Annotated in this window: 21 protein-coding genes and 4 tRNA genes; 5 read left to right on the top strand and 20 right to left on the bottom strand. The window is 29.4% G+C overall.

Annotated features, from left to right (window positions below; all coding sequences use genetic code 11):
* Window positions 1-42 precede the first annotated feature (42 nt).
* From tuf to hemB, 9 genes are all read right to left on the bottom strand, one after another.
* Window positions 43-1,242 (bottom strand): elongation factor Tu, encoded by a 1,200-nt coding sequence (gene tuf / locus F1B92_RS04160; RefSeq protein WP_154570638.1) that lies wholly within the window; start codon window positions 1,240-1,242, stop codon window positions 43-45.
* A 66-nt stretch (window positions 1,243-1,308) separates the two neighbouring features.
* Window positions 1,309-1,383, bottom strand: a tRNA-Thr gene (locus tag F1B92_RS04155).
* 119 nt (window positions 1,384-1,502) lie between these two features.
* Window positions 1,503-1,579, bottom strand: a tRNA-Gly gene (locus tag F1B92_RS04150).
* A gap of 10 nt (window positions 1,580-1,589) precedes the next feature.
* Window positions 1,590-1,674 (bottom strand) — tRNA-Tyr (locus F1B92_RS04145).
* Between the two features lie 47 nt (window positions 1,675-1,721).
* Window positions 1,722-1,797, bottom strand: a tRNA-Thr gene (locus tag F1B92_RS04140).
* A 105-nt stretch (window positions 1,798-1,902) separates the two neighbouring features.
* On the bottom strand, window positions 1,903-3,159 hold the full coding sequence (locus tag F1B92_RS04135; RefSeq protein WP_407643629.1) for a (Fe-S)-binding protein: 1,257 nt from the start codon (window positions 3,157-3,159) through the stop codon (window positions 1,903-1,905).
* Complete coding sequence (hemN, locus tag F1B92_RS04130; RefSeq protein ID WP_154570636.1) at window positions 3,159-4,523, bottom strand: oxygen-independent coproporphyrinogen III oxidase; 1,365 nt, start codon at window positions 4,521-4,523, stop codon at window positions 3,159-3,161. The genes F1B92_RS04135 and hemN overlap by 1 nt, the downstream gene beginning before the upstream one ends.
* An 11-nt stretch (window positions 4,524-4,534) precedes the next feature.
* The gene (locus tag F1B92_RS04125) at window positions 4,535-5,002 is read right to left on the bottom strand and encodes a DUF2603 domain-containing protein (RefSeq protein WP_154570635.1); all 468 of its coding nucleotides are present in this window, start codon (window positions 5,000-5,002) and stop codon (window positions 4,535-4,537) included.
* A gap of 47 nt (window positions 5,003-5,049) precedes the next feature.
* On the bottom strand, window positions 5,050-6,021 hold the full coding sequence (hemB, locus tag F1B92_RS04120; RefSeq protein WP_154570634.1) for a porphobilinogen synthase: 972 nt from the start codon (window positions 6,019-6,021) through the stop codon (window positions 5,050-5,052).
* 153 nt (window positions 6,022-6,174) lie between these two features.
* On the opposite strand from hemB, the gene ribA reads away from it, so the two are divergent.
* Genes ribA through F1B92_RS04100 form a run of 4 tightly spaced genes read left to right on the top strand, consistent with a single transcriptional unit; the run spans window position 6,175 to window position 7,843 of the window.
* A complete protein-coding gene (ribA, locus tag F1B92_RS04115) occupies window positions 6,175-6,753 on the top strand; it encodes a GTP cyclohydrolase II (RefSeq protein WP_326833089.1) in 579 nt (192 codons plus the stop codon).
* Window positions 6,746-7,282, top strand: coding sequence for a 16S rRNA (guanine(527)-N(7))-methyltransferase RsmG (gene rsmG / locus F1B92_RS04110; protein WP_154570633.1), 537 nt, complete (start codon window positions 6,746-6,748; stop codon window positions 7,280-7,282). Before ribA ends, rsmG begins: the two co-directional genes overlap by 8 nt.
* Window positions 7,275-7,472, top strand: coding sequence for a hypothetical protein (locus F1B92_RS04105; protein ID WP_154570632.1), 198 nt, complete (start codon window positions 7,275-7,277; stop codon window positions 7,470-7,472). Before rsmG ends, F1B92_RS04105 begins: the two co-directional genes overlap by 8 nt.
* Entirely contained in the window at window positions 7,472-7,843 is a 372-nt protein-coding gene (locus tag F1B92_RS04100; protein WP_154570631.1) for a hypothetical protein, read from the top strand. Before F1B92_RS04105 ends, F1B92_RS04100 begins: the two co-directional genes overlap by 1 nt.
* A 77-nt stretch (window positions 7,844-7,920) precedes the next feature.
* On the opposite strand, the gene F1B92_RS04095 is transcribed toward F1B92_RS04100, so the two are convergent.
* From F1B92_RS04095 to bioB, 11 genes are all read right to left on the bottom strand, one after another.
* Entirely contained in the window at window positions 7,921-8,076 is a 156-nt protein-coding gene (locus tag F1B92_RS04095; RefSeq protein WP_154570630.1) for a hypothetical protein, read from the bottom strand.
* A gap of 73 nt (window positions 8,077-8,149) precedes the next feature.
* The gene (argS, locus tag F1B92_RS04090) at window positions 8,150-9,745 is read right to left on the bottom strand and encodes an arginine--tRNA ligase (RefSeq protein ID WP_154570629.1); all 1,596 of its coding nucleotides are present in this window, start codon (window positions 9,743-9,745) and stop codon (window positions 8,150-8,152) included.
* Window positions 9,745-9,960 carry a twin-arginine translocase TatA/TatE family subunit gene (gene tatA / locus F1B92_RS04085; RefSeq protein WP_154570628.1) on the bottom strand — a complete coding sequence of 72 codons (216 nt, stop codon included), beginning with the start codon at window positions 9,958-9,960 and terminating at the stop codon, window positions 9,745-9,747. Before tatA ends, argS begins: the two co-directional genes overlap by 1 nt.
* An 18-nt stretch (window positions 9,961-9,978) precedes the next feature.
* A complete protein-coding gene (gmk, locus tag F1B92_RS04080) occupies window positions 9,979-10,590 on the bottom strand; it encodes a guanylate kinase (protein WP_326833088.1) in 612 nt (203 codons plus the stop codon).
* Window positions 10,590-11,333 (bottom strand): hypothetical protein, encoded by a 744-nt coding sequence (locus F1B92_RS04075; RefSeq protein ID WP_154570627.1) that lies wholly within the window; start codon window positions 11,331-11,333, stop codon window positions 10,590-10,592. Before F1B92_RS04075 ends, gmk begins: the two co-directional genes overlap by 1 nt.
* A 75-nt stretch (window positions 11,334-11,408) precedes the next feature.
* Window positions 11,409-12,053, bottom strand: coding sequence for an ABC transporter ATP-binding protein (locus F1B92_RS04070; RefSeq protein ID WP_154570626.1), 645 nt, complete (start codon window positions 12,051-12,053; stop codon window positions 11,409-11,411).
* A 2-nt stretch (window positions 12,054-12,055) separates the two neighbouring features.
* Entirely contained in the window at window positions 12,056-13,108 is a 1,053-nt protein-coding gene (gene tsf, locus F1B92_RS04065; RefSeq protein ID WP_154570625.1) for a translation elongation factor Ts, read from the bottom strand.
* Window positions 13,108-13,899, bottom strand: a complete 792-nt coding sequence (rpsB, locus tag F1B92_RS04060) for a 30S ribosomal protein S2 (RefSeq protein WP_154570624.1) — start codon at window positions 13,897-13,899, stop codon at window positions 13,108-13,110. Before rpsB ends, tsf begins: the two co-directional genes overlap by 1 nt.
* 157 nt (window positions 13,900-14,056) lie before the next feature.
* Window positions 14,057-14,755, bottom strand: coding sequence for a polyphenol oxidase family protein (locus tag F1B92_RS04055; protein WP_154570623.1), 699 nt, complete (start codon window positions 14,753-14,755; stop codon window positions 14,057-14,059).
* Window positions 14,719-15,330 (bottom strand): riboflavin synthase, encoded by a 612-nt coding sequence (locus F1B92_RS04050; protein ID WP_154570622.1) that lies wholly within the window; start codon window positions 15,328-15,330, stop codon window positions 14,719-14,721. The genes F1B92_RS04055 and F1B92_RS04050 overlap by 37 nt, the downstream gene beginning before the upstream one ends.
* Window positions 15,323-16,261 carry a biotin synthase BioB gene (bioB, locus tag F1B92_RS04045; protein ID WP_154570621.1) on the bottom strand — a complete coding sequence of 313 codons (939 nt, stop codon included), beginning with the start codon at window positions 16,259-16,261 and terminating at the stop codon, window positions 15,323-15,325. Before bioB ends, F1B92_RS04050 begins: the two co-directional genes overlap by 8 nt.
* Before the next feature lie 86 nt (window positions 16,262-16,347).
* On the opposite strand from bioB, the gene mnmG reads away from it, so the two are divergent.
* The gene (mnmG, locus tag F1B92_RS04040) at window positions 16,348-18,210 is read left to right on the top strand and encodes a tRNA uridine-5-carboxymethylaminomethyl(34) synthesis enzyme MnmG (protein ID WP_154570620.1); all 1,863 of its coding nucleotides are present in this window, start codon (window positions 16,348-16,350) and stop codon (window positions 18,208-18,210) included.
* Window positions 18,211-19,841 lie beyond the last annotated feature (1,631 nt).

Here is a 19,841-nt window from a genome sequence, read left to right as displayed (position 1 = left end):
TAAATATAGGGCTAGAATTCTAGCCCATTTTTTTAAAATAAATTAAGCAATAACCTTTGAAACAACACCAGAACCAACAGTTCTACCACCCTCACGGATAGCAAATCTCGTTCCTTGCTCTAAAGCAATTGGATGAATAAGTTCAACTGTAATTTTAACATTATCGCCTGGCATAACCATTTCAGTTCCTTCAGGGAGAGCTATAGTTCCAGTTACGTCAGTTGTTCTTACATAAAATTGCGGTCTATAGTTATTGAAAAATGGAGTATGTCTTCCACCCTCTTCTTTTGTTAGTATATAGACTTCAGCTTCAAATTTATTATGTGGAGTAATTGAGCTTGGTTTGCATAAAACCATACCTCTTTCAACATCTTCTTTTTTTGTTCCTCTAAGCAATACGCCGATATTATCTCCAGCTTCACCTTGATCTAGTTCTTTTCTAAACATTTCAACACCAGTAACTGTTGTAGTTTGAGTTGGTCTAATACCTACTATTTCAATAGTCTCACCTACTTTTACAACACCTTTTTCTACCCTACCAGTAACAACAGTTCCGCGACCTGAAATAGAGAAAACATCTTCTATTGGCATAAGAAATGCTTTATCGGTATCTCTTTCTGGAGTTGGAATATAACTATCAACAGCATCCATTAATTCCATAATTTTAGCTGACCACTCACCATCATTACCAGCTTTTGCTTCTTCAAGAGCTTGAAGTGCTGAACCAGCCACAATTGGAGTATCATCACCAGGGAATCCATATTCATTCAATAATTCTCTAACTTCCATTTCAACTAATTCTAGAAGTTCATCATCATCTACCATATCTTTTTTGTTTAAAAATACCACAATATAAGGAACGCCTACTTGTCTTGAAAGCAAAATGTGCTCTCTTGTTTGAGGCATAGGACCATCAGCAGCACTTACAACCAATATAGCACCATCCATTTGTGCAGCACCAGTAATCATATTTTTAACATAATCAGCGTGACCAGGACAATCAACGTGTGCATAATGTCTAGCAACTGTTTCATACTCTATATGAGATGTTGCAATAGTAATACCACGCTCTTTTTCTTCAGGTGCATTATCTATATTGTCATAATCTTTTAGCTCTGCTAAACCTTTTCTTGAAAGAACCGCTGAAATAGCAGCTGTCAATGTAGTTTTGCCATGATCGACGTGACCAATAGTACCAATGTTAACATGTGGCTTACTTCGATTAAATTTTTCTTTAGCCATCTTTATCCTCCATAAATAATATCTTGTTTTATAAAATCTGTGTGTTTAGCATTATATCTGTTTTGATGGAGCTCATAGTGGGACTTGAACCCACGACCTCTTCCTTACCAAGGAAGTGCTCTACCTCTGAGCCATATGAGCAAAAAACTCATGGCAAAAGCAAACTTTCTACTAAATAAACATACACAAACAACTTTTATTGAAAATCTTAACTAAAATACTGCATAAAAATTTTACAGCTCCCAGTTAGATTTCTAAAATGGAGCGGGAAACGAGGCTCGAACTCGCGACCCTCAGCTTGGAAGGCTGATGCTCTAGCCAACTGAGCTACTCCCGCACAATTTAAATGGTGGTGAGACGTGGATTCGAACCACGGAAGACATAGTCAGCAGATTTACAGTCTGCCCTCGTTGGCCACTTGAGTATCTCACCTAATATAATTAAATATATTAGCATTATCTGGTCAAACACTGTTTAAATGGAGCTGGTGAACGGACTTGAACCGCCGACCTACTGCTTACAAGGCAGTAGCTCTACCGACTGAGCTACACCAGCACCAATGAATTTAAAAATGAAATTATAGCTTAAAATATCTATTATGTCAAGAGTTTTTAAGATTTTTTTCTTAAATTTAATATTTTTAAAATTTAATATTAAATTTTATTGCAATGCCTCTGCAATTAACTCAACAGGATTGACACATCTAATATCGCATTTATCGATATTTAAAACATTATTAAGCTGCATCCTGCACGCACTACATTCCGCACTTACAAAATTCGCATTAGTTTTTTTAATCATACCAGTTTTTTCAAGTCCAGCTTTTCTACTTAAATTATAACGATTTGTCTGCATGGTAACCCCACCAAATCCACAACATTTATTTGGATTTTTCATTTCTATTATTTTAAAATTTTTGTTTAGAAGATTTCGTGGCTCCTTATAAATTCCTTGCATTTTTCTAGCATGACAAGGATCGTGATATGTAATAGAAATATCTGTTCTGTTTTTATTGGCTAAAATTTCGCTTAAATTTGTAAATTTATCAAAAAATTCCGTAGCTAAAAATATCTTATCTTTTAACTCAATGGCTCTTTCTTGCCAAGATTTTTCATCGCTAAAAACATGCTCATAATCAACTCTAATCATAGCCGAACAGGTGGCTTCTGGAATAATAATTGCTTCTAAATTTAATTTTTCAAAATATTCAATATTAAATTTAGCCAAAGATTTTACTCTCTTAATATCGCCAGTAAAATACATTGCAGCCCCGCAACAGGCTTGTTTTTTCATCAAATGAACGTTAATTTTTAAGGTTTTGCAAATTTTTAAAATACTTTCACCAATATTTGTATAAGCATAATTTCCCATACAGCCTATAAACAGCCCTATTGTTTTATCACCACCGTTATCTATAAACTCAGGATGTGAATTTAAAAAACTCTTTTTTGAAGCAGTCGGTAAAAGCCTCTCTTTTTTTATAATTGGAAGCGAAAATCTAGCCTTCATCGAATTTGTAAATTTTTCATTTTGAATTTTAAACGCACAACTTTGAAAAATATAACCCATTTTAGCGGCTATATCTAAAATTTTTCTATGACTTAAAAACCAAAATGCTATTTTTTTATACCACGAAATACCATATTTTTCAGAAATATCAACCCTAACGCTCTCAATAGCTGTATCAACTCTTAAATTTTTAGGACAAGCCTCAACACAATTCGTGCATAAAAAACAGCTCTCAAATATCTGTTTTGCACTTTTATCTAAATTTAAATCGCCATTTTTATAAGCACCTAAAAGATCTAAAAATCCTCTAGGAGAAGTCGTTTCATCTCTATTTATATCATAAATAGTGCAAACTTGAATGCACTTTCCGCACTTTACGCAAGCATTGCTAATATCCAATAAATCAATCATACTGTTTTTGAAAACCTCTTCTCATTTTCTTTCATATACTCATCAAAACACATCGCAATATTTCGTATCAAAAGCGTGCCAGTTTGAGTTATTTCAATGCATTTTTCACTAACATTTACAAAATTATCATACTCTTTTAATTTTTCTAAGCTATGCCTAAAATGTTCTTTAAAATTTACATTAAATTTATCTTCAATCCTAGAAATATCTAAATAAAAATTACTCATCAATCCCATAATAACGGCTTTTCTAAGTATATCTTCATCTTTTAATAAAATTCCCTTACAAAACGGAAGCTTATTATTATCGATTGCATTTTCATACTCATTTAAATCCTTAAAATTTTGAGCATAATGCCTTTGTCCTTCGCCTATGCTAGTAAGACCAACACCAATTAAATTAGCTCCGCTTTTTGTAGTATAGCCTTGAAAATTTCTGTGCAAACTACCATTTTTAAGAGCTTTAAAAAGTTCATCTTCTGGTTTTGCATAGTGATCCATTCCTATCATTTTATAGCCATTTTGAGTCAAAAAATCATGTGTAAATTTTAAAATTTCAAGCTTTACTTTTGGAGTTGGGAGCGTTGCTTCATCAAATTTTCTCATCGATTTTTTAATCCAAGGAACATGAGCGTAGTTGAAAATGGCGTATCTATCGGTATTTAATTTCAAAGATAACTCTAAAGTATTTTTAAAACTATCTAAATTTTGATACGGAAGACCATAAATTAAATCCATATTTACTGATTTTATGCCATATTTTCTAACTAAATTCACTGCATTTTGGGTAGTTTCAAAAGGTTGGATGCGGTGAATTTCTGTTTGAACTAAATCATTAAAATCTTGCACACCAAAACTAACTCTATTAAATCCATTTTCTACAAAAATTTTAACTTGATCTTCATTTAAAAATCTAGGATCAATCTCACAGCTTATCTCAGCGTCTTTACTAAAATTTTTAAAATGACTTTTGATAGCCTTTATGATTCTCTCAAGCTCTTTTGCATCATAAAATGTAGGAGTTCCTCCGCCAAAATGCATCTGAGTTACAACCCTTTTTGTATTGACTAATTTGCTTAAAATTTCTAACTCTTTTTCTAAATAATCAATGTATCTATCCATCTTATCTTTTTTGCTAGTATAAATCACATTGCAACCACAAAAATAACAAGCCGACCTACAAAATGGAAAGTGAAAATATAGCGAAAGGGGAGTTTGATCGCTTTGATTTTTAAGTTCATTTATGTATGATTGATAGCTAAATTCTTCGCTAAATTCTAACGCCGTTGGATAGCTTGTATATCTTGGTCCTGGCTTAGAATACTTAGCAAATTCATCAAAATTTATGAAAGAATTTTTCATATCTCATCTCCTTACTCCATAATAGTATCTAAATTTACAAATAAATTCGGATAGTCTTGTTTGATTTTTTTTACTAATTGATTTAAATCGATATTTAAAATTTGAAGATTTGGATTTTGCTTCAAAATTTCACCTATTTTATTTAGACAAACGCTCCAAACATCACCAAAATCGACAGGCAAGTACTTCATTATAATCTTTTCAAGTCTTAATTCAAAATTTTCTTTTGCTAAATTTCTATAGCTTTCTATAAAATCATTAAGAGTTTTTACGCAGACCATCGTATGTAGATTACTATCCTTATCCACTCCAAACCAAGGCTCTTTACTCTTCCAAGAACCGCTTTTTAGAATTAAAGTTTTTGTGTTGTCATTATCAATTATATCAAAAACGGTTCTCTGTTTTGTACTTTTAATAGAACCTAAAATTTGAGTTATTTGCTCTATTTCGTTTTCATAAATTTTATATTCATCGCCCATACTTGCTCCTTGTTCTATTAAGCTAAAACTACCATTTTTTGATTATTTCAATTGGTATTTTTTAAAATTTTAGCTACTTCTTTTGCGTGATAGGTTATTATTAAATTTGCACCCGCTCTTTTTATGCTAATTAGCGTCTCCATCATAACCCTCTCATAGTCAATCACGCCTGCGATTTTCCCTGCTTGCAAAAGTGCATATTCACCGCTTACATTATATGCACAAATTGGAAGAAGAGAATTTTGTCTTAAATCTCTAATAATATCTAAATATGCTAAAGCTGGTTTTATCATCAAAATATCAGCTCCTTGTTTTTCATCCTCTAAACTCTCGCTAATTGCTTCAAAGCGATTTGCTGGATCCATTTGATAAGTTTTTCTATCTCCAAAACTAGGAGAACTTTCAGCCACATCTCTAAAAGGTCCATAATAAGAAGATGCAAATTTGGTAGAATATGCCATAATCGGTAAATTTTCATATCCATTTTTATCAAGGGCTTCTCTTAAAGTTTTTATAATCCCATCCATCATTCCACTTGGAGCTATCATATTAGCACCATTTTTAGCGTGTACTAAGGCTTGCTTTGCTGAAATTTCTAATGTTGCGTCATTATCTACACTATCGCCACACAAAATACCACAATGACCGTGATCAGTGTATTCACAAAAACATAAATCAGTTATTACATATAAATTTGGAAATCTCTCTTTTATCTTTCGAAGAGTTTTTGCAATTATACCATCATCACTTAAAGCATCACTTCCAACACTATCTTTAATCTCTGGAATTCCAAAAAGCAAAATAGCCTTTATCCCTAAATTTACAATCTCTTCACACTCTTTTAAAATTTCATCAACGCTTAATTGAAAAACTCCAGGCATTGAGGCTGTATCAATTCTAATACCGCTTCCAGGAACGACAAAAAGAGGATAAATAAGATCATTTACACTTAAATTTGTTTCTTTAACCAAATCTCTTATATTTGAATTTACCCTAAGTCTTCTAAATCTTCTAAACATAATCTTCACCTCTTTAATTTTCTAAACCCATATAGTTTATCACAACCCTTATAAATAATAGCTAAATTTAAAAAATGTCATTGTCTATTTATTAGCAAAATGAAATATTATTTTGATATAATAAGCATTTTAATTCAATATTAGGAAGCAGTTGTGGATATTGAAATTTCAGAATTTGCAAATTTACCAACAGTGTTTGGAAAGTTTAAAATAATAGCCTTTAAAGAGAATTTTAAAGAGCACTTAGTGATTATGAACGATTTAATTGATAATAAAAATGAAGCTGTAAATGTAAGAATTCATTCAGAGTGCATTACAGGAGATACATTAGGTAGCTTAAAATGCGATTGTGGTGAGCAATTAAGAGCTAGTTTAGATTATATAGAAAAAAACGGCGGGCTTATTTTGTATTTAAGGCAAGAAGGAAGAAATATCGGTCTTTTAAATAAAATAAATGCTTATGCGCTGCAAGACAAGGGCTTTGACACTATAGAGGCAAATCATCAATTAGGATTTAAAGCAGATGAAAGAACTTATGAAATAGTGGATTTTATATTAAATCATTTTGGGATAAAAGAGATAAATTTACTTACCAATAATCCAGAAAAATTACAAGGCCTAAAAAGCGTGAAAATAGTAAAAAGAATTCCAATCATCATAAAAGCAAATAAATTTAATAAAAATTATTTAGAAATCAAAAAAAATCAAATGGGGCATTTGCTTGATGAATGAACAAATTGCTAAATTTTGCGAAATTTTAAATCGTTTTAATAAAATTCATAATCTAACAAATTATAAAAATTTAGATAGCGTGATAAAAGATAGTTTAAGTGGTGCAAAATTTATAACAAACGATCCCAAAATAGCCATTGATGTTGGTAGCGGGGCTGGATTTCCTGCGATATTTTTAGCTATGTATTTTGAAAATTGTCAGTGGCATTTGTTTGAGCCAAATTTTAAAAAATCAAGTTTTTTAACCTGCGTTAAGCTAAATTTAGGGCTTAAAAATATCGCCATCCACTCTAAAAAAATAGAAAAAGATATTAAATTTAAAGCAGATTTAATAACATCAAGAGCTTTAATGAGAGCTGATTTACTTTTAAAAATTTGTAATGGATTTTTTGACGAAAATACTTTATTTATACTATATAAAGGCTCAAATGCACATAATGAAATACAAAATTTAAAAGCAAAAAAAATAGAAATTCATCAAGAAAAAAATAGAAATTTCATAATTTTAAATGGAGTTAAAAATGGGTAAAATTTTGATATTAATTTTAATTTGTGCATTTTGTTATTTTTTGATTTTGCCTAAATTTAGAACCAAAAAAGATAATAAAATCCAAAATTTTGTAGAATGCGATAAATGTAATACTTTTGTTGATATAAAAGAAGCTATCATAAAAAATCAAAAATATATCTGCAAAGATTGCTTAAAAAGGGATAGATAATGCAAATTATAGGGCATAATTTAATCAAATTTGACTACCTAAATTTAATCAAAAATATAGATGAAATTTATAAATTTGATAATTTATTATTCACATATAATGAAGATTTTATAAAAATTTCCATAAAAGAAAATAAAAAATTTTCAATACTTGCAAAAACGGAAGAAGAGATTGTTTTAGCTAACGCTATGGGGGCTAAATTTATAGTTCTTGAGAATTTAATCCTTACAAAAAATGCTATAAATTTAGCAGAATTTTATCTTTTTGATAGCAAAATAGCCATAATATGCGATGATTTAAAAACTGCTATTTTAAATAAAGTTGATGTTTGCATATTTAAAAATGCAATAAAAAATAATTTTTATGAGTGATTAAATTTAAACTCAAATTTAAAATATCATCAAATTTGATCTAAATTTAACACTTTAATTTGTCAATAAGCATTAGCTCAATTTTCAAATTTTTCTTTTATTGATTTTACCTCATCTAATATCTCATAATATAAAATATCATTATGATGAGTTTTATACAAAAACTCTCTAATTTCCATTAAACGCAATTCATCTGGGATCAATGAAGCACAAAAATCAAGTCGTTTAGCCAAAATCGCTTGAACTTGTGAAACCCGCCTCTATCAATGCCTCTTTTTGCATAATTGTTGCCATCAACACCCCTAATTAATCTTTTATCATTATATTTTTTGCACAAATCCCCATCAAATCAAGTCCTGTTCTAATACAAAGCCCAACAATTCCAAAAACTTTTAAAAGTTCATTTTCCAATTCACTCCCAAGAACTTTATTTTCGTTATAAAATTTATGAAAATTTGAAGCTAAATTTCTTAAGAATTCAGGAAGTTTTTGAAGTTGTCTGGTATTAAATGCATCTTCTAAAATTTCATTTAAAGTAAGTGCCTCAAATACTAAATTTAAAGCATTTTCATCTAAATTTTTAAAATCAACACCAATCACATCATCAATTCTTTTTTTAGATTTTGCAAAAATTTGATTTATTCTTGCATGTGCATAATTTATATAAAAAATAGGATTTGAGCTATCTTGTTTTTTTAATTCATCAACATCAAATTCAAGTGCAGTATCACACTTTTTACTAATAAAAATAAATCTTAAAGCATCGCTTCCAATCTCATCTAAAACATCACTCATCAAAATAAAATTACCAGCTCTTTTACTCATCTTAAATACTTCGCCGCCTTTTAAAAGTCCTACCATCTGAGATAAAATAACTTCTAATTTATTCTCATCATATCCCAAAAAATGGATACTTGCTTTAATTCTTTGAATATATCCATGATGATCTGCACCCCAAATATTAATATATCTATCAAAGTCTCTTTCAAATTTATAATTGTGATAAACAATATCTCCAGCCAAATAAGTAGGTCTTAAATCTTCACGTATAATAACCCTATCTTTTTCATCGCCAATTTGAGTAGATTTTAGCCAAATTTTGCCATCTTTATTGTAAATTCCATCGCATTTTTCAAGTTTAGATATAGTATCATCTAGCTTATTATATAGAGATTTTTCGCTAATCCAATTCTCAATCTCAATATTTGCATTCGCTAAATCTTTTTTTATGATTTGTAAAATTTCATCTTTACCCCACAAACTTAACTTTTCTATATTTTTATCATCAGTAAAAATTTCATACCCAAAAACTTCAGCCGCCTTTTTTGCTAAATTTTGTGTATATTCGCCACGATAAAAAACTTCAGGAAATTCTACATCTTCTTTTAAAATGTCGCTTTTACCAAATAAAAATATAGATAATCCAAGCAAATCCATTTGATTTCCAGCATCGTTTATATAGTATTCAGTTGTGATATCATAGCCAACATATCTGCCAATCCTTGCTAAAGTGTCTCCATAAACAGCACCTCTAACATGCCCTATATGAAGCGGTCCCGTAGGATTTGCACTAACATACTCTAATAAAATTTTGTTATTTTTGCTTTTAGATTTTGCAAATTTTATACCATCTTCTAAAGCTTTAGTAGCAATTTCATTTAATAATTCTCTTTTTAACTTAAAATTTAAATATCCATTTACAGCACTTACCTTAAAAAATTTACTTTCCTCAAATTTTAAAGCCAACTCTTTTGCTATCAAAATCGGAGATTTTTTTAACTCTTTTGCAAGAGCAAAAGCCACAGGTGCTGCGTAATGAGCTAAATTTTTATCTTTAGGTTTTTCTAAAACAACGTTTAAATTTAGTGTTTTTTCTATTTCATTTTTTACAAAATTTTTCATTAAGATTTTATACTCTCTTTTATCTCTTCATTTTGAGTTTTTATTTCAACTTTTTCTATTTTTTCTATATTTTCATCATCTGTTTCCATCTCTTTTTTAAAGGTTTTTATGCCCTTGCCAACTCCTTTTGCAAGTTCTGGAATTTTTTTTGCTCCAAAAAGCAAAACAATTATTGCTAAAACTACTAGCCAATGCCCCATACTCATACTACCCATTTTTTCTCCTTTCAATCCTTAATATACCCAGTTATTAATTATAGACTTAAAATCTAAATTTGATGTTTTAAATTTCATTGCTATAAAAATAGACTCAAGTGCTTTATAAGCCTCGCTTAAATCGTCATTTATTATCAAATAATCATACTCATTAATACACATAATCTCATTAGTTGCATTAATTATACGATGATTGATGTCTGATAAAGTATTTTTAGATCTAAGTTCTAATCTTTGCTTAAGCTCTTTTTTATCTTTGGTTGTTATAAAAACAGAAGTTAACCCTTTTGTAAATTTACTTTTTACTATTTTAAAGCCTTGAACATCTATATCAAACACAACCATTTTGCCATCATTTAAGGCATTTAAAACTGGTTTTAAAGATGTGCCATAATAATTTTCATGAACCAAAGCCCATTCTAAAAATTCATTATTTTCTATGCCTTTTTTAAATTCATCACAACTTATATAATGATAATTAACACCGTCTTTTTCACCATCTCTAATATCTCTTGTTGTGCTGGATATAGAAAAATAGATATTACTTTGATTTTTCATAAGTTTTTCGATTAAAGTACTTTTGCCACTTCCACTAGGGCCAGAAATGACTAAAATTTGACCTTTTTGCACTAGTTTTTATCCTCAAAAGTTACAGAAACTACAATTTTCATATCTTTTAAAATATCTTTTAAATCGCCATTTAGCAATAAATTTTCTACACCTTTTTCAATCTCGTTTTTCAAAATATCTTTTGTATTGCAATCTTGATTTTTATAAGTTTCCTCTTCTGAGCTTAATGGCTTTAAGGATACATCTTTTTTATCATTTAAAGATTCATCTAAAATATTTATTTCTAAATTTTCATTATCCTCATTTAAGATATTTTCACAACTCGATTTATCGTTTTGAGATTGTAAATTTAGAGCAATCTCATCCAAGGGTATATCATCATTTATTTCTAAATTTTCATAATCAAAAAAGTTATCTTGGTCATATAAATTATTTGAAGCATCAAATTCATTATCAATCTCTTCAATTTCTTTTAAGGTAGCATTAATCTCACTAATGTCTTGTGCAGTTTTCTTTTCTACAATATTTTTTTTACCTATATCTTTTAGTATTTGAATCAATTCGGTAGGCAAAAATGGTTTTATGATTTGATTTTTAAAAGAATAGGCATCACTTAAATTTTTAGGCAACAAAAATATAGTTTTGTTCTCATCAAAATTTAACAACTCCTCATCTTTTTCAACATCCTTGATTAAAATATCATAAGCACCATCTTCTACTAAATCAAAGCCGCCTCTATCGCAACTGATTTCAACAAGAGTAGAAATACCAAGTTTATCTTGGCTATCTAAAAAAACTTTCATTTCAATTCCTTATTATGTAAATATAACCTTTATTTTATGATAATTTTAGTTATTTTTTGCTTAGTTATACAAAATTTATGAAATTTTTTCTAAATTTTTATTATTTAAATGGTAAATCGTCGAACATCTGTTGGCTAAATTTTCATCATGAGTTACTAAAATTAAAGCACCTTTTACTGATTTTATATAACTAAATAAAATTTCCATAACATCATTTGCTGTATTCTTATCTAAATTTCCTGTTGGTTCGTCTGCAAAAATGATTTTGGGTTTTTTGCTTAAAATTCTTGCTATGCTAACACGCTGTTGTTGTCCGCCGCTTAATTCACCAACTTTTTGTGTCAAAATATTTTTTATTTTTAATTTTTCTAGAATTTCATCATCTATTTTTTGCTTCGTAAGAGTGGCCACAAGCTCAATATTTTCATAAGCCGTAAAACCTTTAAAAAGATAGTGTGATTGAAAAATAATACCAAAATCACATCTTCTAATTTTTAATCTATCATCGTTATTTAGCGTGTAGATAGATTGATTATTATAAAAAACTTCACCATTGTGCGGTTTTAGAAGCGTGCATAGTATGTGTAAAAGAGTGGATTTACCACAACCACTCACTCCTAAAATCGCAGAACTTTCATTCTGCGAAATAGTAAAATTTAAATTTTTAAAAAGAGTGTAGTCAAATTTATGAGTTAAATTTACACCCTTTAAAAGTTCCATTTTTAGCCAATTTGAGCTGCAACTTCTGCAGCAAAATCATCAACTTTTTTTTCTAAACCTTCGCCAACTTCATATCTAACATAAGAAGTTAAAACAATCTCTGCACCAAATTCTTTACTTTTTTCGGCAATAATTTGCTCAACTGTTTTTTTATCGTCTAAAACATAAAATTGGCCCATTAGGGTTAATCTCTGATCTAAAATTGTATTATCTGCCATAAATCTATCAATTTTTCCTGGTAAAATTTTATCCCAAATTTTTTCTGGTTTTCCCTCTTTTTTTAATTCTTCTTTAATATCAGTTTCAACTTTTGCCATAATTTCATCATTTATTTGAACTCTGCTTGCAAAAGAAGGTATGTTGTGAAGTGTCTTTCCTAATCTTTTTAACTCTTCATTTTCTTTTTCTAGTTCGCCTTTTAGTGCTAAAAATTCTTTCTCAACAAATTCTAAATCTAAATCTTTATAGCTTATAACGCTTGGTTTCATAGCTGCTGCGTGCATGCAAAGTTGTTTTAAAAATTCTTTTACTTTCTCTGTATTATCGCCATTATATTTTGCCGAAATAGCAACTGCAACTCTACCATTTGAGTGCAAATAAGCATTTACAATATCATCACTAACACTCTCAAATCTTCTAACAACCAAATTTTCACCAATAGTTGCAATTTGTGATTTTAGATAATCTTCAAAAACTTCACCATTAATTTTACTTGCATTCAACTCTTCTACTGTTTTGATATTTTCATTTTGTATATGAGAAGTAACTAAATTCACTAAAGATATAAATTTATCATTTTTAGCAACAAAATCAGTTTCTGAATTTATCTCAACTAAAGTGGCTTTTTTACACTCAGTATCTACAATTACGCCAGCAAGACCCTCACTTGCAAGTCTATCTGCCTTTTTTGCTGCTTTTCCAAGCCCCTTTTCTCTAAGCAAATCAACCGCTTTTTGCATATCGCCATTAGTTTCAACCAAGGCTTTTTTGCAATCCATCATACCCGCTCCAGTGCTTTCTCTAAGCTCTTTTACCATTGATGCACTAATATCCATTACTCTTGTCCTTCTAATTCTTCAAAGTTTAAATCTTCTTCGCTAAATTCTTCACCATTTTCTTCTTCTGAAGATTCTTCGCTATTTGTTTGTTTTATATTTCCATCTTCATCTATCATACTTTTGCCTTCATTTATAGCTTCTGCCATTTCTTGACAAAATAATTGAACAGAGCGAATAGCATCGTCATTTCCTGGAATTGGATAAGTTACTAAATCAGGGTCGCAGTTTGTATCAAGTGGAGCAACGATTGGAATACCTAATCTATTTGCTTCATCAACTGCAATTTTTTCTTTTACGATATCAACCACAAAAATCATATCTGGAAGTTGCTTCATATCTCTAATACCGCCTAAATAATCAAGAAGTTTTTCTTTTTTTCTTCTTAGCATTAAAGCTTCTTTTTTAGTCAAAAGATCAATTGTGCCATCTTCTTCCATTTTTTCTATTTTTTCAAGTTTTGCAATTGATTGTTTTATAGTTCCAAAATTTGTAAGCATACCGCCTAACCAGCGATGATTTACATATGGCATATTGCATTTTTGAGCATACTCTTTTAAAGTAGATCCAGCTTGTTTTTTAGTGCCCACAAAAAGCACCGTTTTACCTTCTGCTGCAGCATCACGAACGATATTATAAGTTTTTCTAAAATATCTAATAGTTTGTTGTAAATCTATGATATAAATACCTTTTCTCTCGCCAAAAATGAATTTTTTCATCTTTGGATTCCATCTTCTAGTTTGATGTCCAAAATGAACGCCACACTCCAATAAATCTCTCATTGTAACCATGAGTTTCTCCTTAAAAATTTAGTTTTTACCTCCATACACCTTAACTTTTTGCAACCAAATAAGGATTTGTATGTGCGAAATAAAGAGCTGATGATAGCAAAATTTATATAAAATTTAGTTTAAATAATTGTAAATTTTAAATTTATATATTTAATTTTTATTTTAAAGCACAAATTCCAGCGAATCTACCCGTGATTTTTTCTCTTCTGTATGAAAAAAAATTTTTATCACAATGTGTACAAATTTTAGAAACTTCACATCTTTCTAAATTTAAAGTCCTAACCTCATCAAAAAGGGCTTTTTGCATATTAAATTTAGATTTGTTTATAAATTTATTGAAGTCTTTTAAATTTAAATTACCAATATCATAGCAACTCCCCTGAATAAAAGGCGTAGTAAAAAGATTTATATTTTTTGCATTAAACTCTTTTTTCATTAAATTTATTGTTTTGCTAGTAAGTTTTTTTAAAATTCCAGCTCGCCCAGCATGCACAACGCCAACGCACTCTTTTGAAACCAACATCACGCCCACACAATCAGCCACCATAACAGCAAGTGCTATGTTTTTTAAATTGGTAATAACAGCATCGCAAGGAGGAAGACTTTGATTTTCATCTATCAAAATTTCAACGCCATCGCCGTGGATTTGCTCCATAAAAATTAAACTCTTAAGATCTAAATTTTGCTTTAGTATTTCTCTATTTTTTATGACTAAATCTCCATCATCTCCAACATGCAAACCTAAATTTAAGCTATCAAAATCATCTTTTGAAACACCGCCAAATCTGTTTGAATACCCTGCAAAAGCAAAATTTTCATCTAATACAAACTTGAAATTCTCTCCACATCTTCCCAAGAAAGCCCTTTTTTATCTAAATTTAACGCCCTTGCTACATATCTTGCAAGTAGATCTGTTTCTATATTGACACGCCGACCAACTTTATATCTGCCAAAAAGTGTATCTCTCATCGTAATAGATATGATGGTTAGACGAATTGCATTATCTAAAATTTCATTAATAGTCAAACTCACCCCATCAACTGCTATGCTTCCTTTATTTGCTACAAATTTCATAGCTTGGGAAGGTAATTTTATATAGAAATCAAAGCCTGTTTTTAACTCTGATATTTTATAAATTTCACCGATAAAATCGATATGACCCTGAATTAAATGCCCATCTATCTTATCTCCAAATTTAAGCGCTTCTTCGCTATGAACAAAGTCCTTAAAGTTTTCAATTGCTAAATTTTTAACACTCTCGCTACTAACTTCTACGCTAAAACCACCATTAAATTTAGAAATTACACTTAAACAAGCACCATTTATAGCTATACTATCTCCTAAATTTGGATTTAAATTTGATTTTAGAGTTAAAATTTTACCATCAAAATTTACAACCTGAGAAATCTCTTTTATAAGTCCATTAAACATCGCTAAATCCTAGTTTTCTAGCCATTTTTATATCATTTTCTATAGCATCACCTTTTGTTGTTAAAAAATCACCAGTTAGTGCAGAATTTACTCCCCCTTTTAATCCAATCTCCACAAATTCTCCAAGATTATTTCTACCACCTGCATATCTTAAAAACACATTTGGCAAGATAAATCTAAAAATAGCCATTGTTCTTAAAATTTCATCTTTAGGAAGTGGGGGTTGATTTTGAAGCGGAGTTCCAGGAATTGGCGTTAATATATTTAATGGCACACTACTAACTTCTAAATTTCTTAGTTCAAAAGCTAAATCAATTCTATCTTCCATACTCTCCCCCATTCCAAATATAGCACCACTACATACATCAAGACCAACTGATTTGGCGTTTTCAATAGTTTGAATTCTATCATCATAACTATGAGTTGTGCAAATTTTTGGATAAAAATTCCTTGAAGTTTCAAGATTATGATGATATGTCTTAAGACCAGATTTTTTTAAATTTTCTAAAATTTCTACACCTACAATCCCAAAAGATCCACATAAATGCAAGGATGTTTGTTCATCTAAAATATTGTAAATTTCTTCTATTTTTTTGCTTTTTGTTAGACCTCTACCGCTTGCAACAAGTGAAAATCTATGTACGCCTTTTTCGTTATGATATTTAGCAGATTTTAATATAGTCTTGCTATCTAAAAGCGGATACTTTGGAGAATTTGTTTTAAAATAAGAAGATTGAGCACAATACGCACAATCTTCACTACAGCCACCAGATTTAACGTTTATAATTGCACAAAGATTAAATTTATCACCACAAAAATGCTGTCTAATTTCATTTGCATCGCTCAATAAATCTTCTAATTTAGCATTAAAAACTAAATTTAAAGCCTCTTTTTTTGAAATTTTATAGCCATTTAATATTTTATTTTTCATTGCAAATCCTTTGTTTCGGGCTGATATTATAATGTATTAAACTTAATTTTGGTAAAATTAGGGCTTTAAAATTTTAAGGAATAGATATGAATTATGATATTATAGTAGTTGGTGGTGGGCATGCGGGAATTGAAGCGTGTTTGGCTGCTGCAAAAATGGGCAAAAAAACTCTTCTTATTACAATTTTAGCAGAACAAATCGGTGCTGCTAGCTGTAATCCTGCAATTGGCGGTTTAGCAAAAGGGCATCTAGTAAAAGAAATTGATGCTCTTGGTGGTCAAATGGGAATTACAACTGATATATGCGGAATACAATTTAGAATTTTAAATGAAAGCAAAGGTCCAGCCGTTAGAGGAAGTAGAGCTCAAATCGATATGGATAAATATAGAATTTATATGAGAAATCTACTTTTGCAAACTCCAAATTTAGATGTAACACAAGAAATAGCCACTGAAATTCTAACAGAAAATGGCGAAATTTGTGGAGTAAAAACTCATCTTGATAGCATCTATCACACAACAAAACTCATTATCACAACAGGAACGTTTCTAAATGGTTTGATTCACGTAGGCACAAATAAACTTGAAGCTGGCAGGGTTGGGGAATTAAGTAGCAAATCTTTATCAGAGTCATTAAAAAATTTAAATTTAAAAGTTGGTAGATTAAAAACAGGAACTTGCTCAAGAATTCTTGGAAGTAGTATTGATTTTAGCGTTTTAGAAATGCAAGATGGCGATGAAACGCCAAAACCTTTTAGCATAAAAACTAAAAATTTCAACCCTGATCAGCTACCTTGCTATATAGCTTACACAAACGAAAATACTCACGAAATTATAAGAAAAAATTTTGATAAAGCACCTATTTTTACAGGTCAAATAGAAGGTGTAGGGCCTAGGTATTGTCCAAGCATTGAAGATAAAGTTAATCGCTTTAGTGAAAGAGAAAGACACCATCTTTTTGTAGAGCCTCAAACTATGCAAGCTACAGAATACTATATAAATGGGCTTTCTTCATCGCTTCCATTTGAGGTGCAAAAAGCTATGATTAAAACAATAAAAGGCTTTGAAAATGCAAAAATAGTTCGTCATGGCTATGCGATAGAATACGATTTTATCGAACCAACAGAGCTAAAGCATACTTTAGAGACAAAAAAGATAAAAGGGCTGTTTTTAGCTGGACAAATAAATGGCACTACTGGATATGAAGAAGCTGCTGCTCAAGGACTTATGGCAGGAATAAATGCGGTAATTAGCTTAGATAAAAAAGAGCCTTTTGTTTTAAGAAGAGATGAAGCATATATTGGAGTTATGATAGATGATTTAGTTACAAAAGGAACAAAAGAGCCGTATAGGATGTTTACAAGCAGGGCTGAATATAGACTTTTATTAAGAGAAGATAATGCACATTTAAGGCTTTCTAAATACGGCAACGAGCTAGGACTTTTAGATGATGAAACTTTTGCATACTCAAATCAAATTAAACAAAACATTAAAAAAGGTATGGAGATTTTAACAACCACACAACTAACTCCGTCTAAAGAAAATAACGAATTTTTAGCAAATTTAAACGAAGAGGCAATCACAAATACAGTTACTCTTCAAAAAATAGTTGCTAGAAAAAGCTTTAATAGAGAAAATTTAAGAAAATTAAATGAATTTTTTCAAAATTTAGATGATGAGAGCTTGGAGCAAATTTTAATCGAGTGTAAATATTATTTTTATATCCAAATGCAACTAGATGAAGTTGAAAAAATGAAATCAATGCTGGATGTAAAAATACCTAAAGATATGAATTTTAGCGGTATTTCAGGGCTTAGCAATGAAGTGGTAGAGAAATTAAATAAATTTAATCCGCCAACTCTTTTTGCTGCAAAACAAATAAGCGGAATCACGCCAGCTGCAATCGATTTGCTTCATATTTATATTAAGATGCAAAGTAAAAATTCATAATAAGTTTATATTATTATTTGAAGAAGTTATTGCATAAAAAATATTTATAAAAATTCTAAGATAAAAGTGAAAAATAGGCTTATTTTAAAAGATAAATTTAATTTATCTTTTAAAAGTAATTAAATTTATTTTAACTATATTTTTGTCTAGAGAAATGGGGTAATTTTTTATTTTAAAATATTTTAGCGAACTTAATATCTCCATTTTTTAGTTTTTTGGATACAAATATGAATATCAAACTATAATAAAAATATAACTATCAAGCATTTAAAAATAATCTAAACGATAAAAAATAAAATACATTAATAATTTTTATAGCCATTTTTAGGGATAAATTAAAGTTATTATAAGAATTGATTTTTCAAGAGAAACAAAGATGGTTATCGCAGATAAAGATTTATCAAATCAATGCAAAATATCCATAAAGATACGAAAATGATAGATATAAAACAATATCAACAAAATTGCCACATATTTACTGGTGTTGTATTGCGATAAATAATTTACTAATTTCTAGTTTTATTGCAAATTTACCACTAGTTTTATCTATATCTTTCTTAGCCGCCCAAAACCGTAGCAAGATTTAAATTTACTTCAACTTTTACTAAATTTGATATTGTAACTAGTGAAACAACAGATAAATTTTAAAATCAATAAATTGATTTTTGGCAATTTTTTTACAATTTGCTTTTTTTTAATTATTGATCATTTAAAAAGCTAATATTTATTTGATATTTTTCTATATTGTGCATAATGGTTTTTATTATGTATTTATTTTTAATGGTAAGCCAATAGACTACAAAGAATTTGAAAATTTAGGACGCTTAAAAGACTAGCCAAGCTTTTAATTTAATACCTAATGGACTTACAAAAGGTTTATATTATATAAAAAATAGTTAATTTATATAGGTTGAGCAATAATCTTGGAGTAGATTTAGAAATGAAACCTTATCAAAAGATTTAGTAGTTAAATTAAAGCTACTCGGTAAATTTACGGGATTAGCTAAAAGACAAAGACAGTTTGCACACAAAAGCCTTATGATTAAAGGTCAAATAGCTACAAAAATAATGGAGTTTTAGAATATAAAGCAAAGTATTATGACGTAAAATCAAATTTTATCCAAGTTTTAAAACTTGTTTTAATTATAAAAACTTAGCTTATCGCAAAAAGTTTATGTATGTGATGAGAGTGGATTATAGATGGGGGTTTAAATAATAGTTTTAATTTATTATAAATTAACACCTGCGGACTTAACGGCTCTGCTAGATGATTTAAAGATAAATCAAATAGTAGCCAGCAGGAATGAAGCAAAAAATGCAATAGAAATCTTATTTATATATTTTCTGGGTTTGTTTTATGATTTTTTTGGGTTGTCTAGATATATGCTACTTGCTAAATTCACTAACCAAAAGTCGCCATTATTTATCAAATTTAGTTTTATAAATTTGATATTGTTAGGTTGTTTTTGTTATCAAAATTAATTTGTTAAATTTAAGGCTGTTTATCGAAGTTGCGTTGTTAGATTTTTAAAAAATATTTTCTCATTTAAAATATAAATTATTAAAGCTTTTAACTCTAAAATCATCAATTAGCATTAGGTTGTTTTTGTTTATATTAGTTTAATACGGCT

Origin of the sequence: Campylobacter portucalensis (assembly GCF_009690845.1) — a bacterium.
GTDB lineage: Bacteria > Campylobacterota > Campylobacteria > Campylobacterales > Campylobacteraceae > Campylobacter_B > Campylobacter_B portucalensis.
Note: the sequence above shows the minus strand (reverse complement) of the source record. Positions and strands in the feature narration are given on the sequence as shown.

Excerpts from the sequence above, each read along its gene's own strand:
- tuf (WP_154570638.1), bottom strand. The coding sequence starts at position 1,242 with ATGGCTAAAGAAAAATTTAATCGAAGTAAGCCACATGTTAACATTGGT.
- hemN (WP_154570636.1), bottom strand. The coding sequence starts at position 4,523 with ATGAAAAATTCTTTCATAAATTTTGATGAATTTGCTAAGTATTCTAAG.
- F1B92_RS04125 (WP_154570635.1), bottom strand. The coding sequence starts at position 5,002 with ATGGGCGATGAATATAAAATTTATGAAAACGAAATAGAGCAAATAACT.
- hemB (WP_154570634.1), bottom strand. The coding sequence starts at position 6,021 with ATGTTTAGAAGATTTAGAAGACTTAGGGTAAATTCAAATATAAGAGAT.
- rsmG (WP_154570633.1), top strand. The coding sequence starts at position 6,746 with ATGAATGAACAAATTGCTAAATTTTGCGAAATTTTAAATCGTTTTAAT.
- F1B92_RS04105 (WP_154570632.1), top strand. The coding sequence starts at position 7,275 with ATGGGTAAAATTTTGATATTAATTTTAATTTGTGCATTTTGTTATTTT.
- F1B92_RS04100 (WP_154570631.1), top strand. The coding sequence starts at position 7,472 with ATGCAAATTATAGGGCATAATTTAATCAAATTTGACTACCTAAATTTA.
- argS (WP_154570629.1), bottom strand. The coding sequence starts at position 9,745 with ATGAAAAATTTTGTAAAAAATGAAATAGAAAAAACACTAAATTTAAAC.
- tatA (WP_154570628.1), bottom strand. The coding sequence starts at position 9,960 with ATGGGTAGTATGAGTATGGGGCATTGGCTAGTAGTTTTAGCAATAATT.
- F1B92_RS04075 (WP_154570627.1), bottom strand. The coding sequence starts at position 11,333 with ATGAAAGTTTTTTTAGATAGCCAAGATAAACTTGGTATTTCTACTCTT.
- F1B92_RS04070 (WP_154570626.1), bottom strand. The coding sequence starts at position 12,053 with ATGGAACTTTTAAAGGGTGTAAATTTAACTCATAAATTTGACTACACT.
- tsf (WP_154570625.1), bottom strand. The coding sequence starts at position 13,108 with ATGGATATTAGTGCATCAATGGTAAAAGAGCTTAGAGAAAGCACTGGA.
- rpsB (WP_154570624.1), bottom strand. The coding sequence starts at position 13,899 with ATGGTTACAATGAGAGATTTATTGGAGTGTGGCGTTCATTTTGGACAT.
- F1B92_RS04050 (WP_154570622.1), bottom strand. The coding sequence starts at position 15,330 with ATGTTTAATGGACTTATAAAAGAGATTTCTCAGGTTGTAAATTTTGAT.
- bioB (WP_154570621.1), bottom strand. The coding sequence starts at position 16,261 with ATGAAAAATAAAATATTAAATGGCTATAAAATTTCAAAAAAAGAGGCT.
- mnmG (WP_154570620.1), top strand. The coding sequence starts at position 16,348 with ATGAATTATGATATTATAGTAGTTGGTGGTGGGCATGCGGGAATTGAA.